The 15,031-nt window shown below is 40.5% G+C and carries 13 protein-coding genes; 7 read left to right on the top strand and 6 right to left on the bottom strand.

Going from position 1 to position 15,031, the window contains the following annotated elements; translation table 11 throughout:
• Window positions 1-103: 103 nt before the first annotated feature.
• Window positions 104-2,296 carry a DNA helicase RecQ gene (gene recQ, locus NPE20_RS01530; RefSeq protein WP_256538660.1) on the bottom strand — a complete coding sequence of 731 codons (2,193 nt, stop codon included), beginning with the start codon at window positions 2,294-2,296 and terminating at the stop codon, window positions 104-106.
• 242 nt (window positions 2,297-2,538) lie between these two features.
• Here recQ and NPE20_RS01525 point away from each other — a divergent pair, with 242 nt between their 5' ends.
• Window positions 2,539-3,624: a mannose-1-phosphate guanylyltransferase gene (locus tag NPE20_RS01525; protein WP_256536828.1), complete on the top strand. Its 1,086-nt coding sequence runs from the start codon at window positions 2,539-2,541 to the stop codon at window positions 3,622-3,624.
• Window positions 3,625-3,732: 108 nt separating this feature from the next.
• On the opposite strand, the gene rlmB is transcribed toward NPE20_RS01525, so the two are convergent.
• Window positions 3,733-4,503: a 23S rRNA (guanosine(2251)-2'-O)-methyltransferase RlmB gene (rlmB, locus tag NPE20_RS01520; RefSeq protein ID WP_256536827.1), complete on the bottom strand. Its 771-nt coding sequence runs from the start codon at window positions 4,501-4,503 to the stop codon at window positions 3,733-3,735.
• Window positions 4,504-4,785: 282 nt separating this feature from the next.
• Between rlmB and dnaB the strand changes: the two genes are divergently transcribed.
• Window positions 4,786-6,348 (top strand): replicative DNA helicase, encoded by a 1,563-nt coding sequence (dnaB, locus tag NPE20_RS01515; protein WP_256536826.1) that lies wholly within the window; start codon window positions 4,786-4,788, stop codon window positions 6,346-6,348.
• 90 nt (window positions 6,349-6,438) lie between these two features.
• Here dnaB and NPE20_RS01510 read toward each other — a convergent pair whose 3' ends face one another.
• Entirely contained in the window at window positions 6,439-6,783 is a 345-nt protein-coding gene (locus NPE20_RS01510) for a tetratricopeptide repeat protein (RefSeq protein WP_256536825.1), read from the bottom strand.
• 82 nt (window positions 6,784-6,865) lie between these two features.
• Here NPE20_RS01510 and NPE20_RS01505 point away from each other — a divergent pair, with 82 nt between their 5' ends.
• The 3 genes from NPE20_RS01505 to NPE20_RS01495 are packed head-to-tail and all read left to right on the top strand — an operon-like array spanning window position 6,866 to window position 9,241.
• Window positions 6,866-7,603, top strand: a complete 738-nt coding sequence (locus NPE20_RS01505) for an electron transfer flavoprotein subunit beta/FixA family protein (protein WP_256538659.1) — start codon at window positions 6,866-6,868, stop codon at window positions 7,601-7,603.
• Window positions 7,604-7,635: 32 nt separating this feature from the next.
• The gene (locus NPE20_RS01500; RefSeq protein WP_256536824.1) at window positions 7,636-8,613 is read left to right on the top strand and encodes an electron transfer flavoprotein subunit alpha/FixB family protein; all 978 of its coding nucleotides are present in this window, start codon (window positions 7,636-7,638) and stop codon (window positions 8,611-8,613) included.
• 28 nt (window positions 8,614-8,641) lie between these two features.
• Window positions 8,642-9,241, top strand: coding sequence for a bifunctional nuclease family protein (locus tag NPE20_RS01495; protein WP_256536823.1), 600 nt, complete (start codon window positions 8,642-8,644; stop codon window positions 9,239-9,241).
• A 57-nt stretch (window positions 9,242-9,298) separates the two neighbouring features.
• Here the strand turns inward: NPE20_RS01495 and NPE20_RS01490 are convergent, their stop codons facing one another.
• Window positions 9,299-9,907 carry a porin family protein gene (locus NPE20_RS01490; protein ID WP_256536822.1) on the bottom strand — a complete coding sequence of 203 codons (609 nt, stop codon included), beginning with the start codon at window positions 9,905-9,907 and terminating at the stop codon, window positions 9,299-9,301.
• A gap of 150 nt (window positions 9,908-10,057) precedes the next feature.
• Here NPE20_RS01490 and NPE20_RS01485 point away from each other — a divergent pair, with 150 nt between their 5' ends.
• Together NPE20_RS01485 and NPE20_RS01480 are read left to right on the top strand one after the other, a co-directional pair.
• Complete coding sequence (locus NPE20_RS01485; RefSeq protein WP_256536821.1) at window positions 10,058-11,317, top strand: nucleoside permease; 1,260 nt, start codon at window positions 10,058-10,060, stop codon at window positions 11,315-11,317.
• Between the two features lie 131 nt (window positions 11,318-11,448).
• A complete protein-coding gene (locus NPE20_RS01480) occupies window positions 11,449-12,405 on the top strand; it encodes a DUF3667 domain-containing protein (RefSeq protein ID WP_256536820.1) in 957 nt (318 codons plus the stop codon).
• Window positions 12,406-12,409: 4 nt separating this feature from the next.
• On the opposite strand, the gene NPE20_RS01475 is transcribed toward NPE20_RS01480, so the two are convergent.
• Complete coding sequence (locus tag NPE20_RS01475) at window positions 12,410-14,179, bottom strand: glycoside hydrolase family 9 protein (RefSeq protein ID WP_256536819.1); 1,770 nt, start codon at window positions 14,177-14,179, stop codon at window positions 12,410-12,412.
• A 142-nt stretch (window positions 14,180-14,321) separates the two neighbouring features.
• Window positions 14,322-14,924: an outer membrane beta-barrel protein gene (locus NPE20_RS01470; RefSeq protein WP_256536818.1), complete on the bottom strand. Its 603-nt coding sequence runs from the start codon at window positions 14,922-14,924 to the stop codon at window positions 14,322-14,324.
• Window positions 14,925-15,031: the final 107 nt, after the last annotated feature.

The raw sequence follows: 15,031 nt of genomic DNA, 5'->3' as shown, positions 1-15,031 counted from the left end.
AGATTTGCAAATCCAGTAAAACCACAAAGGTCACAAAGAATTAAATCTCTGTGACCTTTGGGTTTTTCTCTTTATGTACTCTGTGGTAAAAAACCTCAAAGATTTAATTTCCCACTTCCGACAGGAATTTGATGCGCATTAACTGCACCTCTTCGCGGGTATAATCATCAGAACCAAGTTCATTTAAAGCATCATCAATAGAATCAACCTCGGCCGATTTAAAGTAGTCGTAAACCTCTTCCTGCTTGTCCTCATCAATCATCTCGTCGATGTAATAGTTAAGGTTAAGCTTTGTGCCCGAGTTTACAATAGTTTCAACCTCTTTTAGTATTTCTTCGTAGGTGAGGCCTTTCGAAGCTGCTATATCATCTAAATTTAAATGACGATCGATATTCTGTATAATGAAAACTTTTAATGCCGATTTATTTGCAGCACTTTTTATTACCATATCAACCGGGCGGTCAATATCATTGTCTTCTACGTATTTGCTTATCAGATCAATAAACGGGGCACCAAACTTTAACGCCTTACCCGCTCCCACACCCGATATTTGTTTCAGCTCTTCGGTATTGATAGGATAATGCGTACACATCTCCTCTAACGATGGATCCTGGAAGATAACAAACGGAGGCAAGCCTTTTTGTTTAGCCAGCTTCTTGCGCAGGTCTTTAAGCATCTGCAGCAGCTCCGTATCTAAAGCGCCACCGCCCTGTTTAGGTCCGTCTTCAGCTTCATCCTCATCAGTAGGGCCCATCTCCTGGTTTAACAAAAAGCGGATACTGTAAGGATTATCTATAAACGCGTTACCGGTTTTTGTTAAATGTAGTAAGCCGTATTGGTCAATATCTTTTGACAGGAAGTTATTTAGCAATGCCTGACGCATTAACGAGTTCCAGAGGTTCTCGCCCTGCTCAATGCCCGATCCAAAGTAATCAAGCTTATCGTGTTCGTAGTTTTTTACCTGGGCATCATCTTTACCCATCAAAATATTGATGATGTGGCAGTCGTCGAATTTTTCGCCTATTTGTTTAATCAGGCTCAATGCCCTGTGCAAGTGTTCTTCACCATCGAAATGAACTTTATGTCCGCAGCAGTTGTCGCACATGTTGTTGCAACCCGCCTCGTTAAAATTCTCTCCAAAATAGTGCAGCAATTGTTTACGGCGGCAAACAGATGATTCAGCATAATCAATAACCTCTTTCAGTATCTGCGTACCTATTTCCCGTTCGGCAACGGGCTTATCCTTCATAAACTTTTGCAGTTTATCAATATCCTTACCCGAGTAAAATGCAACGCATACACCTTCACCACCATCACGCCCGGCACGCCCGGTTTCCTGGTAGTAACCTTCCATGCTTTTAGGCATATCGTGGTGTATAACGTACCTAACATCGGGTTTATCTATACCCATACCAAAGGCTATAGTAGCCACAATTACGTCTACATCCTCCATCAGGAACTTGTCCTGCGTGTCAGCACGTACTTTGGGGTCTAAACCAGCGTGGTATGGTAGTGCTTTTACACCGTTAAGGTTTAACGCCTCGGCTACTTCCTCTACCTTTTTACGGCTAAGGCAGTAAATAATGCCCGATTTACCCTGATTTTGCTTTACGAACTTAACTATCTCTTTTATAGCATTACGCTTTGCCCTAACCTCGTAAAACAGGTTATTGCGGTTAAAAGATGATTTATAAACCGTTGCATTATTCATTTGCAGGTTTTTTTGAATATCCTGCTGTACTTTTGGTGTTGCGGTAGCGGTAAGGGCAATAATTGGGATATCATCGCCTATATTGCTTATAACCTGGCGTATCTTGCGATATTCCGGGCGGAAATCATGTCCCCATTCCGAAATACAGTGGGCCTCATCAACGGCCACGAATGACACTTGATTAAGTCTTAAAAAATCAACATTCTCCTGTTTGGTTAATGATTCGGGCGCAACATACAGCAACTTTGTTTTGCCGCTTAGTACATCGTCTTTAACCCTTAATATATCAGCCTTAGTTAGTGATGAATTTAAAAAATGCGCTATGCTGTCCGAACCTCCGAAGGCCCTCAACTGGTCAACCTGATTTTTCATTAGAGCAATAAGTGGGGAGATCACAATCGCTGTGCCCTCACTCATTAATGCCGGTAACTGATAACACATGGATTTGCCGCCACCGGTAGGCATAATTACAAAAGTATCGTTGCCTGCTAAAATATTAGTTATAATCGCTTCTTGTTCTCCTTTGAAGTTATCAAACCCGAAAAAATTTTGCAGGTTATCAAAAAGCGACTTTTTAGTCTCTATCATTATTTACTTGTGCGTTTGGAAATTATGGATCAAAATAACAAAAATTTATAAATAAACGCTGTGTTTAGTTAAAAATTTTATATTAAAATGATTATTTGATTAAAAACAATTTGTTTATTTATCGCTTTTAAAAAAAGTAAAATTCACATTGAAATATTTAGTTTTACTTAGTGCTGGATTTACAAATTAATGCACATATTTAGCATGGATTTGCCAAATTAAAATTCTTAACGTATACAATGAACAAAAACTATTATGCCATCATCATGGCTGGCGGAATCGGCAGTCGTTTTTGGCCAATCAGCAGAACATCTCACCCAAAACAGTTTATAGATATATTGGGTACCGGCAAAACGCTCATACAAAACACTTACGAACGCTTCCTGAAAGTATGCCCGAAAGAAAATATATACGTTGTTACTAATGAAAATTACACCGGCCTGGTAAAAAAACAACTACCGGATATGGCAAATGATCAAATACTGACCGAGCCTGTTATGCGTAACACCGCCCCTTGTGTGGCTTACGGTTGCTTTAAGATAGAAAGCATGAATCCCGATGCTGCAATTGTTGTAGCCCCTTCAGACCACCTGATATTGGATGAAACCGCTTTTATTGCCGCCATTGAAAAATCTTTAGAAACCGCATCAAAGAATGATTGCCTGATAACTTTAGGCATTAAACCATCCCGCCCTGATACGGGTTACGGATACATCCAATATACAGATCAAACGCTTAATGAGGATTTCCATAAGGTAAAAACCTTTACTGAAAAACCTACTGTTGATATAGCCAAAACATTTATTCAAAGCGGTGATTTTTTGTGGAACGCGGGTATTTTTGTATGGTCTGCCAAAGCTATTGTTGATTCGTTTAATCACTACCTGCCCGAAATGCACGAGATATTTGCCGAGGCGCGTTCCGTTTATAATACCGATGACGAGAAAGAGTTTGTGCACAAGGTTTACCAGCGCTGTATCAATATTTCTATTGATTATGGCATTATGGAAAAAGCATCTAATGTTTACGTGCTGCCATCTGAATTTGGCTGGAGCGATTTAGGTACCTGGGCCTCTATTTATCAGTTAGCCGATAAAGACTATGTAGGTAATGCGGTTATCCCGTCAGAAAAAGTAATTATGTACGATAGCAGCAATTGCATGGTAAATGTGCCCGGCGAAAAGCTGGTGATACTAAAGGGCCTGCATGATTATATTGTGGTTGAAGCCAACAATACCCTGCTTATATGCCCCCGCGACGAGGAGCAAAACATTAAACAGGTTGTTGCCGATGTGAAAAATAAATTTGGGGCAAGATACATTTAGAAGAGAATCAAGATTTTTAGAATCAAGAATCAAGACCTCAAAAATAGAGAAGCCCGGCCAATATATTTTAACCGGGCTTTCTTGTGTCTTATATCTTGATTCTTAACTCTAAATTGTGGCTTGTCGTTGCCTGATGGCTTCGTAAAGGATCACACCTGTTGATACCGATACATTAAGCGATTCTATCTCGCCAAACATAGGGATCTTGGCCAGGTAATCGGATATACGAATGATCTCGTTACGGATACCATCTTCTTCCGAACCCATGATGATAGCCGTTGGAGCGGTATAATCTGGTGTATAGATATAATCATTTGTTTTTTCGGTACAGCAAACCAGTTGCAAGCCCGATTCCTGCAAAAACTTTACAGTTTGCATAAAGTTATCGTGGCGGCAAACCGGGATCTTATACAATGCCCCTGCCGATGTCTTGATCGCATCCGGGTTTATCTGTGCTGATCCTTTAGCCGGGATAACAATAGCATGCACACCGGCGCATTCAGCCGTACGAGCAATGGCCCCCATGTTACGTACATCGGTAATGCTATCCAGCACCAATATCAGGGGCACCTCGCCATTTTCAAAAACTTCGGGTATTATGTTTTCTATTTTTTGATAGATGATAGGTGATATAAATGCGATAACACCCTGATGGTTTTTCATGGTAATGCGGTTCAGCTTTTCAACCGGCACCTGCTGTCCAACTATATGGTATTCATTAAGTACTTCTTTAAGCTCGTTAAGCAGGCCACCACCAAGACCGCGTTGCATGTATAAAGCCTCAATTTCTTTACCTGCCAATATTGCTTCAATCACTGCTCTTATACCAAAAACCATCTGATTGCTTTCGCGTGGTGGAGGTTTAGAATTATATGCCATTTTCAATAAAATTATTTCGTCAAAAGTAGCTATATTAACTGATTTAACTGGTATTGAACTTAACTGGCCTACACAATTGTTGATAATACTTAACAATGGCCAACATTTATCAACATATATGAGAATGAAGTACTTATGGCGTTATTAACACGTTATACACATACAATGTTAATTACTACCTTGAAAATTTATAGCGCTGGTAATGTTTTCATTATGTGGAAAACTCAAGTGTTAGCGAATTAACAAGCAGGCAAGAACATTTTTTATATATTTTTGTTCAGTATGACTTTCGAGAACGAAACCCCTAATTACAAACCCAATTCTACCGACCGCAGAAGCAGGATAACCACCCCTTCCCCCTACGCAGGATTAGGCAAATTACCCCCTCAGGCAATAGATCTTGAAGAGGCGGTTTTAGGCGCTTTAATGCTTGAAAAAGACGCTCTTTCGTCGGTAATTGATGTACTAAAACCAGAGGTATTTTACGATGTAAGGCATCAAAAAATATTTAGCACAATAAGTGTTCTTTTCGAGAAAACATCACCGGTAGATATCCTTACCGTAACCGCACAGTTACGCCAGCAGGGCGAATTGGAAATGATTGGGGGTGCTTATTATATTACCGAGCTTACCAACCGTGTAGCATCTGCAGCCAACATTGAATATCACTCCCGTATCATTATACAAAAATATATACAGCGCGAGCTTATCCGTATCTCAACCGAGGTAATAAGTATGGCTTATGAGGATACCGCTGATGTACTGGAAATGCTGGACAAAGCCGAAAAGAATCTTTTTGAGATAGCGCAGAACAACCTTCGCCGTGATTCGCGTAAGATGGACGATCTGGTGCATGAGGCGTTAAAAGATATTGAGGCGCTAAAAGATAAAAAAGATGGTTTAACAGGTGTTCCATCCGGTTTTACTGACCTTGACAGAATGACCTCGGGCTGGCAAAAATCCGATCTGGTTATTATAGCTGCCCGCCCAGCGATGGGTAAAACAGCGTTTGTACTAAGCTGCGCCCGCAATGCTGCGGTTGATTTTGACAAGCCTGTTGTTGTATTCTCGCTGGAAATGTCCTCGGTTCAGTTGGTAAATCGTTTGATATCCGGCGAAACCGAAATTGAACAAGAAAAGATCCGTAAGGGTACACTGGAAGAATGGGAATGGCAGCAGATCCACTCAAAAATTGGCCGCCTGGAGGCAGCACCCTTAATTATTGATGATACCCCCTCCCTTAATATATTTGAATTCCGTGCTAAATGCCGCCGCTTAAAATCGCAGCACGATATCCAGCTAATCATCATTGACTACTTGCAGTTAATGCAGGGTAAGGCAGATGGTAAAGGCGGCGGTAACCGTGAACAGGAGATTGGTAGTATATCAAGAGCTTTGAAAACTGTAGCTAAAGAATTAAACGTACCAGTTATCGCGCTATCGCAGTTAAGCCGTGCGGTTGAGAACAGGCCGGGCGGTTCAAAAAGGCCAATGTTATCAGATTTACGTGAATCTGGTTCTATTGAGCAGGATGCGGATATGGTACTATTCCTTTATCGCCCCGAATATTACGGACTTGATGTGGATGAAGATAATAATCCTACGCAAGGTGTTGGTGAAATTATTATTGCCAAACACCGTAACGGTGAAACCGGTAAGGTAAGGTTGAAATTCGTAGGTAAGTATGTTAAATTCCAGGATCTTGACCAGGGTATGGATAGCTTCCCGGCACAAGGCAACAATGCATTTGCAGGCCTTAACCCATCACAAGATTTTGATAAGCCAAGTAATTTCATCATTCGCCCATCAAGAATGGATGATATAGAAGACGAGCCACCGTTTTAAGAGAGTCAAGAAATTAAGACATAAGAATCAAGATATAAGAAAGCCCGTTTAACCAAACGGGCTTTTACTTTTTCCAAAGTCTTGATTCTTCTAATAATCATCGTCATCATCTTCCTCAAAACCTTTTGCCGAGCGGTAAACGGCCTGCAGTTCAGAGAATGCGTGCATATCGCGTTTGGCTTTTGTTATCTCCATACCCTTCTCATAAGTGTTTATCGCGTCGTCTTTACGGTTAAGGGCTTCATATAATTTACCTAAATGGTAGTAAGTACCGGTGTAGTTTGGATGATTATTCACCAGGTCTTCGTAATAGCTCAGGGCTTTTTCAGAATCATTAAGTCGCAGGTATTCAGTAGCCAGCGCATATTTTAAAAATTCATCTTCGGGTTCGTTCTGTATAAACGCTAACAGCTTATCTAATCTGCTTATCTCCATTTTAAACTCTCTCTTTTTTAACTAAATTTGCAGTGTCCTAATTACCAATACCTGTAAAAAACATAAACCAATTATAACAATGATGAAAATACTGGTATGTATCAGCAATGTTCCGGATACCACTACAAAAATAACTTTTACTGATAACAACACGCAATTTAATACAAACGGTGTTCAGTTCATATTAAACCCGTACGATGAAATTGCCCTTGCACGTGCTATTGAGTTAACTGATGGCGGCAAAGGAAGTGTAACTGTAATTAACGTTGGCGAGGTTAACACCGAAGCTACCATCCGTAAAGCATTAGCCATTGGCGCAACCGATGCTGTACGCATTAACGCTAAACCGCACGATGCCTGGTATGTTGCTTACCAGGTAGCAGAACATATTAAAGCGAACCCTTTTGACCTGATACTCACCGGCCGCGAATCTATCGACTACAATGGCTCTAAGGTAGCCGGCATGCTGGGCGAACTGTTGGATATCCCATCGGTATCTATTATCAAAAAATTAGATGTTACTGATGCTGAAGCCACTGTAGAGCGCGAGATAGAAGGCGGCAAAGAAGTGATAACCATCCCCTTCCCATTTGTAGCAGGTTGCGCAGAAGGTGTGGCTGAGCCTAAAATACCAAACATGCGCGGCATCATGAGTGCCCGTACTAAACCCTTAGCTGTAGTTGAACCTGTTGAAGTGCAAACTTTATCAGAGATCATTAGTTATGAAACTCCGGCCCCACGTGGCCAGGTTAACCTGGTTTCGGCAGATGACCCGGCTAAATTGGTTGAATTACTGCACACACAGGCAAGGGTTATATAAATTAAAAAGATTTTAACGATTAACATTTTAATATGTCAGTTTTAATATACGCGGAAAATGCGGGCGGTAAATTCAAAAAATCAACTTTTGAAGCTGTATCATACGCCAAAGCAATTGCCGCCCAAAATAACACAAACCTTATAGCCATATCTATTGGCAATGTAGCTGCTGATGAATTAGCAGCATTGGGTAGGTATGGTGCCGAAAAGGTTTTAAATGTATCAAACGATAAACTAAAAAACTTTGTAAACCAAGCTTACGCATCGGTAATTGCCGAAGCTGCTAAAGCCAATGGTGCAGATATAGTAGTACTATCCAATTCATTTAGTGGCCGTGGCCTTGCCCCCCGTTTAGGTGTTAAGTTGCAAGCCGGTGTTGCCGATGGCGCTGTTGCCCTGCCAGAGCAAAATGGAGGTAAGTTTACCGTTAAAAAAACAGCCTTCTCTGGTAAAGCATTTGCAGTGGTTGAATTAACCTCGGCCAACAAAGTAATAGCACTTACGCCCAACTCTTATAAAGTGGTTGAAGGCGGTTCTGCTGCGCAGGTAGAAGATTTTAACGTGGAAGCAAAAGCATCCGACTTTAAAGAAATGATAAAAGATATTGTTCGTTCAACCGATAAAGTATCTTTACCTGATGCAGAAATTGTGGTATCGGCTGGTCGTGGCTTAAAAGGCCCTGAGAACTGGGGAATGATAGAAGAACTGGCCGACCTATTGGGCGCGGCCACTGCCTGTTCAAAACCGGTATCAGATGCAGGGTGGCGCCCGCATAGCGAACATGTTGGACAAACTGGTATAGCTGTCAGTCCAAATTTGTATATTGCGATAGGCATTTCGGGGGCTATACAGCACCTTGCCGGCGTAAGTTCATCAAAAGTTATTGTTGTGATCAACAAAGATGCCGAAGCTCCGTTTTTTAAGGTGGCTGATTATGGTATTGTTGGCGACGCATTTGAAGTACTGCCGAAATTAATTGCTGCAGTTAAAGAGTATAAAGCATCAGCTTAAAAAAAATATCGCTGTGATGGGTAATGACATGAAAAAGATTAAGCTGGATATTGTGGGGCTGTCCTACAGCCAAACACAGTCGGGCGCGTATGCTTTGGTTTTGGGCGAAGTTAGTGGCCGCCGCAGGCTTCCTATTATTATAGGCAGTTTTGAAGCACAGGCCATTGCTATCGAGATAGAGAAAATGACGCCAAGCCGCCCCCTAACGCACGATTTATTTAAAAGCCTGGGGCAGGCATTTAACATTACCGTGCAGGAAGTTATTATCTATAACCTAATAGATGGTATATTCTATTCAAAGCTTATTTGCTCTGACGGTAAAAAAACAGTAGAGATAGATGCACGAACCTCTGATGCCATTGCGGTGTCGGTTAGATTTGATTGCCCTATTTACACTTATGAATTTATCCTGTCAACAGCCGGTATTGTAATCGAAGGTAACGATTTTGTATACCTTGAAAACATTAATGAAACACCAGAAGAAAAAACCCATACTACCGCGGCCGGCGCTTACACCTCACTAAGCGAAGACGAACTAAAAACACGCTTGCAGCAAGCCTTAACAGAAGAGGCCTATGAAAAAGCCGCTAAGATTCGCGACGAGCTAAACAAGCGTAAATCGTCATAAATAAAAAAGGAGGATATCTAACGATTACCCTCCTTTTTTATTTATGATCGAATCCTATTAAAAGTTAAGACCAATATTAATAGCCGATACACTGCTTCTTAATGTTGAACCTTGATTGTCTTTTACCAGATCAGAAACTCCGGCCAGGCCATTAAGCTCAATAAAGAATTTGGTACTGTTTGATACCGGGAACTTAATACCAATACCTACATCAAGGCCGGCATCAGTACTACTAAATATGCTTTTTACATCCATGCTATTAGCTGTTTCTTTGGCATTTAATAAGAAACTCAAATACGGGCCAAAGTTTAAATACCAGTTTTTAGTACGGCCAAAATGCCAGTTTGCCATAACCGGGATAGTTAAATAATCTAACTGATAATTGGTGGTATAGCTACCATTGCCTGTTTCAAGGTAGCCGCTATTCCAGCCTTTTTGATCGTAAAGGGCTTTAACTTTGATACTCCAGCTTTCTGAAAAATAATGATCAGCCACAATACCGATGTTAAATCCGCTTCTGTAATCGCTGTTAGTTAAACCGCTTGCAGTTACGGTTGATGCATTGTAACCAATGGTAGCGCCAAATTGTGTTGTACCTTTTGTTTGTGAAAATGCTGTTGTAGAAATGCCCAATACAACAAGTAGTGTAGTAAAAATTTTTGTCATAAATTGTGATTTAAGTTTGCGCGAAGATAAGCTTTTGCCTTAAAAACAACGCTTCAAATTCGCATTAAAACCACCTTTCCCATATCGCTTTATTTCGCTATTTTTCGCCTTTAATTTATTCTAACTATTAATTGTTTAAACCAGTGCTGTATGACTATTAAGTTTCGCTTAATACTGATGAATTTTATGCAATTTTTTATATGGGGAGCGTGGTTGCTCACCATTGGTGCATACTGGTTTCAAAACAAACATTGGTCTGGGGCACAATTTGGAGCCATTTTCTCTACAATGGGTATTTCGGCCATATTTATGCCTGCACTTACCGGTATTATTTCAGATAGGCTTGTAAATGCTGAAAAACTTTACGGCATCATGCATATTTTAGGTGCAGCGGCTTTATTTACGTTACCTCTTGTAAAAGACCCCACTACATTTTTTTGGGTAATGTTGATAAACATGTTCTTTTACATGCCTACCTTGTCATTATCAATAACAGTTGCCTATTCGGCTTTAAAAAGGAGCAATATTGATGTTGTTAAAGAATACCCCCCAATACGCATATGGGGAACTGTAGGTTTTATAGCAGCATTATGGACCGTAAGCCTTACGCATAACGAAATTTCTCCTAATCAGTTTTACATCGCTTCGGCAATATCACTGGCGCTAGGTATCTATTCATTCAGCTTGCCAAAGTGCCCTCCCCTTTTAAATAAGACCGCCAATAAATCATTCACAAGCATATTAGGTTTAAATGCTTTTGCATTATTTAAAACGCCTCGATTTGCCATCTTTTTTGCCTTCTCCATGCTTTTGGGTGCAGCTTTGCAGCTTACCAATGCCTACGGCGATACTTATATACACGATTTTAAGAATGTAGCCGAGTATAAAGATACAATTGCCGTGAAGTACCCTGCTATTATCATGTCTATCTCCCAAATTTCGGAAACGCTATTCATTTTAGCTATCCCTTTCTTTTTGCGCAAATTTGGAATAAAGTATGTAATGCTGTTTAGCATGTTAGCCTGGGTATTACGCTTTGGCCTTTTTGCATTTGGTGACCCTGCGGGTGGTTTATGGATGATAATTTTATCATGTATTGTATATGGTATGGCGTTTGATTTCTTCAATATTTCGGGCTCGTTATTTGTTGAAACACAAACCACACCCGAAATACGTGGCAGTGCGCAAGGCTTATTTATGATGATGGTTAATGGCTTTGGGTCATTATTTGGGAGTTTTGCAAGTGGTTTTATTATTGATAAGTTTTTCACCATGGCCGATCAAAGTAAAAACTGGCATGGCATATGGCTTACTTTTGCAGGCTATGCTTTGGTTATTGCTGTTATTTTCCCGTTTATATTTAGATATAAACATAATGCAGCTCTAAAACATGCGATAGAAACTGCTTAAGGACGTAATAATTAAATGAAAAAGCATTACCGGAAGGAAAACGATTGCCTTAACTGCGGAACTATCTTAGAGGGTAAGTTTTGTCATAACTGCGGGCAAGAAAACCTGGAGATGAAGGAAAGCTTGGACACATGCTTAACCACGCCATAAGTGATTATTTTCATTTCGATTACCAGTTTTTTCATACGTTACGGCCGCTTTTTTTAAAACCCGGGCACCTCACTAACGAATATAATTCCGGGCACCGCGCTCAATATCTGCATCCGGTAAAAATGTACATTTTTATAAGCCTTTTATTTTTTGTACTGGCGTTTCGCGGTAACCACCAGGTGATAAAAGAAGTTAAAGAGACTACAACTACCCAAAGGGTGGCCGACAGTGTAAAACGGGCCACTGTTGATAGCATTGGTAAAAAACAGCACCTTACTGCCGAACAAAAAAAAGCCATAGCTGATAAATTAAAAGTTACGCCTGTAAGCGAGAATGGAAAGATCAAATACAATATTGACTATAATGTTGGCGACCAAATAGATGTATTGGGCGTAAAAATAGATAGGAATGGCACCTATGAAGATTATTTAAAAAAACAGGAAAAACACTCTCCTGCGCAACGCGATAACGTTATACAACGCTATATTGCCCATAAGAGTTATGATTGGGCAGGCCAGGGCAAAGATGCACAGAAAATGTTTATAGAGGCACTTCAGCATAATTCGCCAAAGGTGATGTTCCTGATACTACCTCTATTTGCCCTCATCCTAAAAATAGCCTTTAGTAAAAACCGTAAGTTTTATGTAGAGCATATTATTTATGCCATACACCTGCATTGCTTTATATTCTTGTTTTTAATTGCGGTGATAATAATAAATATGCTGTTGCCTCACAGTTGGCATAGTGTGAGTGATTGGCTGCAGCTATTGGCTACACTGGTTGTTATCTGGTACATCTATCGTTCGCTCAGGGTTGTTTATAATCGTAGTCGCTGGCGAACAGTAAGTAAAATGTTGGGGATATCCCTAATGTATATGCTGGTATTTAGCCTTAGCTTCTTTGTGATACTTATTATTACTGCTGTTACCACAGTATAGTAACCTATTTAGTTACAATTTCCCTTTGTAAGGCTTCAATAGCGTTTGCCAAATATGCTATGGGTGCATTCCAGTTAATGGCGATCTCGTTTGTGGCGTATGATCTGTCGTCGTCAATAAAAGCTTCATCAGGTACAATTGATGCCAATTTGACTCCATCCTGCATACCTGCATTAGCCCCGCCCGAAAGCAGGCCAGGCACAGGCTCAACAATACCATCAGCAACCGACGGCCTGTGGTGTGGATGCATTGGCGACTTGCTGCCGTAGCCTGTTACGTATGAATAGCCCGCGGCATTTCTGCCTAAAATATAATCGAGGTTGCTTAAAGCGGAATTAAGGTATTTTTTGTTATGCGATAGCTGGTAGGCTTTTATTAATAATATACCCTGATTAGCCGCATCACTATTACTGCCCCATTTAAATTTTGCCGGCGCTTTGGTCATTACTGTTTGGTAAGCATTGCTATCGGCGCCTTCTATTATGCTGTCTGCAAAATCCAGCAGGTTTTCTTTTAGCTGTTTAAGTTCTGGATGGTTTGCTATTTGTATACCAGGATGTTGTGTCAGCGTATAAAATCCCAGCAGCCTTACCTGTGCCCATGATGGCACCTGCACGCCTATATTTTTACCTAACCCGATGTTATTAAAGTATTCATCCTCACCTGTAGTAACATATAGTTCGGCCGCCGCCCAGCTTAATTCATCAGAAAAATATCTATCGCCGTAACCACCGGTAGTAATTTTAGGGCTGAACTGTTTATTCATAGCATCCTGTTCATAAACTACATTAGGATTTTTACTTGCCCATTGCCAGGCAAGCTCTGCCGCATCTAAACACGAATCGGCAAGGCCGGGTAACTGATCAGGAAACTTTTTAAATATACGCGATGCCTGTGCCATTACCGCGGCAAAATCGAGCGTAGCAGCAGTGCCTTTCTGTACAACATACCGCGTAGCACCTGCTTTATCCGGCATTACCATCCCATCGAAATTGGCATTGGTTAGTTTATGGTACACGCCGCCATCATTAGGATCTTGCATGGTGAGCATCCAACGCAGGTTCCAAAGTATCTCGTCCAGCACATCGGGTATCCGGTTGTTGCTTTCAGGAATATTTAGCTGAACGGTTTTCATGTACTCAGGGAAATCTTCATAAAGCGAAAGTAGTGTGGCTGTGGTGATGCCACTATTTACAATGTACTTATTATAATCACCAGCATCATACCATCCCCGCGGACTCGATATCACCGTCCCCGCTGGCCTTTTGTCGGTTGCTGCTGATGCATGTACCAATACCTTATCATCTGGATGCCCTTCTGCCCTATGCCACTTACCGGCATACTTTTCATCTAACGGTATTGATGCCCGCTGAAAGTAAAAAGCTTTAATGGCTGCATCGGCAACATTTTTATAAACTGATTCTTTTATCTCAAAAGGATATGAACTTCCGGTCCCCAGGATGCTAACTGTATATTTACCGGGCTTATTAAATGAAGTAAAATTGGCTATGTAAGTATATTTACCAGAGAAAGCAGATTGTGCCGATTGCTTTAATTCGCCTGTAAAAACAGTTTTCTTACTGCTGTTTTGAATATAAAACTTACCAACTTTTGCATTGGTGATCACAGCTATCTTAGTTGCAGCCGGATAAAAACCAATTTGATTTAGCTTGATATTTGTATTGCCGGCCGGTACAGTTTGTGCAGATGAAGCTAATTGTAAAAAGCAGCAGCCGATAACAAGCCAAATGCCATTTAAATATCTGTTATTCATAATTGTAGGTTTATTAGAAGCAGATAAATATAAGTGTATCTCATACAATATGCCTAATACTATATTGCCATATTTAATACTATCTTGACTAAACAAAAAGGGCCCGTGCAATGCACAGGCCCTTTTCTAAAATATCGTTAAATTATAAAAATGCGTAACCCAAGCTTAGGTTAAACAAGCTAACACGGGTTTTAATACTCGTAGAACCATCTATATACTCTTGTTTAGTTAAACCAGCTTCGTAACGCAAATCAATTGATATTCTTCTTATATCAATGCCTGCACCGGCTGTTATAGCAAAGTTTGAATCTTTATAATCCAACCTGGTTGCGCCACCTACTGCGGATCCAAAACTATTGTCCTTGTTAATGGCAAATGACAATAACGGCCCTGCGTAGAATCTACCACCTAAACCAAATGCGCCAATTTTACCACCTAAAAGCAATGGTACATCAATACTTGTGAACTTTGCACTACTTGAAGCGCCATTACTTGAATTGATATCTACATTTTTGCTGGTAATGTAAAGCTCTGGCTGGAAATTGAAGCCTAACGCCCCAAACCTCGCCCATATACCGCCAAGATAACCCGCACGGTTATCGGCACTAAACGTACTTCCCGAATTTGATAGACTTGATAAGTTAACACCGCCTTTAATACCAACTTGTACTTTTGGTAATATTTGTGCTTTTGTTACCGTGGCTATGGCTACAAATAGGCTTAATGTAAGTAATAATTTTTTCATGGTTTTTCGTGATTTAAGGTTTAACGTGCGAATATAGCAATTGTTTTAAAATGAAATATCCGGCCTGCGTAATTGCAAGCCGGATACTTCTGTCGCAATAAATTGTT

The sequence above is a fragment of the Mucilaginibacter aquariorum genome (assembly GCF_024498135.1).
Classification (GTDB): domain Bacteria; phylum Bacteroidota; class Bacteroidia; order Sphingobacteriales; family Sphingobacteriaceae; genus Mucilaginibacter; species Mucilaginibacter aquariorum.
The sequence above is the reverse complement of the archived record's forward strand: the minus strand, read 5'-3'. Positions and strand labels throughout refer to the sequence as shown.

Coding starts and splice junctions, on each gene's coding strand:
- NPE20_RS01485 (WP_256536821.1), top strand. CDS start 10,058: ATGACTATTAAGTTTCGCTTAATACTGATGAATTTTATGCAATTTTTT.
- NPE20_RS01505 (WP_256538659.1), top strand. CDS start 6,866: ATGAAAATACTGGTATGTATCAGCAATGTTCCGGATACCACTACAAAA.
- NPE20_RS01490 (WP_256536822.1), bottom strand. CDS start 9,907: ATGACAAAAATTTTTACTACACTACTTGTTGTATTGGGCATTTCTACA.
- rlmB (WP_256536827.1), bottom strand. CDS start 4,503: ATGGCATATAATTCTAAACCTCCACCACGCGAAAGCAATCAGATGGTT.
- NPE20_RS01470 (WP_256536818.1), bottom strand. CDS start 14,924: ATGAAAAAATTATTACTTACATTAAGCCTATTTGTAGCCATAGCCACG.
- NPE20_RS01480 (WP_256536820.1), top strand. CDS start 11,449: ATGCTTAACCACGCCATAAGTGATTATTTTCATTTCGATTACCAGTTT.
- NPE20_RS01475 (WP_256536819.1), bottom strand. CDS start 14,179: ATGAATAACAGATATTTAAATGGCATTTGGCTTGTTATCGGCTGCTGC.
- NPE20_RS01510 (WP_256536825.1), bottom strand. CDS start 6,783: ATGGAGATAAGCAGATTAGATAAGCTGTTAGCGTTTATACAGAACGAA.
- dnaB (WP_256536826.1), top strand. CDS start 4,786: ATGACTTTCGAGAACGAAACCCCTAATTACAAACCCAATTCTACCGAC.
- NPE20_RS01525 (WP_256536828.1), top strand. CDS start 2,539: ATGAACAAAAACTATTATGCCATCATCATGGCTGGCGGAATCGGCAGT.
- NPE20_RS01495 (WP_256536823.1), top strand. CDS start 8,642: ATGAAAAAGATTAAGCTGGATATTGTGGGGCTGTCCTACAGCCAAACA.
- NPE20_RS01500 (WP_256536824.1), top strand. CDS start 7,636: ATGTCAGTTTTAATATACGCGGAAAATGCGGGCGGTAAATTCAAAAAA.